The organism is Comamonas sp. GCA5 (assembly GCF_036541385.1).
Lineage (GTDB): Bacteria > Pseudomonadota > Gammaproteobacteria > Burkholderiales > Burkholderiaceae_C > Comamonas > Comamonas aquatica.
Genome location: NZ_JAZHFR010000226.1, coordinates 1 through 468, shown reverse-complemented (window position 1 = coordinate 468; position 468 = coordinate 1). Strand labels below are relative to the sequence as shown.

Genomic DNA, 468 nt, shown 5'->3' with positions numbered 1-468 from the left:
AAGGGTGGGTCAGTTTGAGATGGAAATTGCGGGTCAGTTCTGCGTGGAAATCAACACTATTTGTGAGCGCAGCACCGCAAAGCTGACCGTCGTGGTTGCGCCTTGAGCGTCCGTTTTAGTACAGGCCGTCAACGGGTACGAGCCGGACGTCGTCAGTCGGCCAGCTCCGGACCTCCAACGCTTTTTTAGCGAACGTGCGCTTCGCTTCACAGAACGGTTCATCACATCGGCTGAAGCGTGCCATTTCAAAGCACCTGCAGCCAATCGGGGGCATTGCTATCTCTCAATCAACAATTGATACACTTGCTTTCAAATCGAAAACGCAAACATTTCTGGTTTTGCAGTGAGCGGGGCGTCGAACTCGGCTGAAGTAAAGCGACCAACAGGTGACATGTGCATAGATGTCGGGTCCCGGATGATTACGCACGTTCTTGACGAATAAATCAGGAGCTTTCATCTTCCATTTTT

Annotated in this window: 1 protein-coding gene; it reads right to left on the bottom strand. The window is 51.3% G+C overall.

The window, feature by feature from the left end; all coding sequences use genetic code 11:
* Positions 1–283: 283 nt before the first annotated feature.
* Positions 284–468, bottom strand: a 185-nt coding sequence (locus SJH88_RS19395) for a hypothetical protein (protein ID WP_274755413.1), incomplete at its 5' end; no start/stop codon positions are given.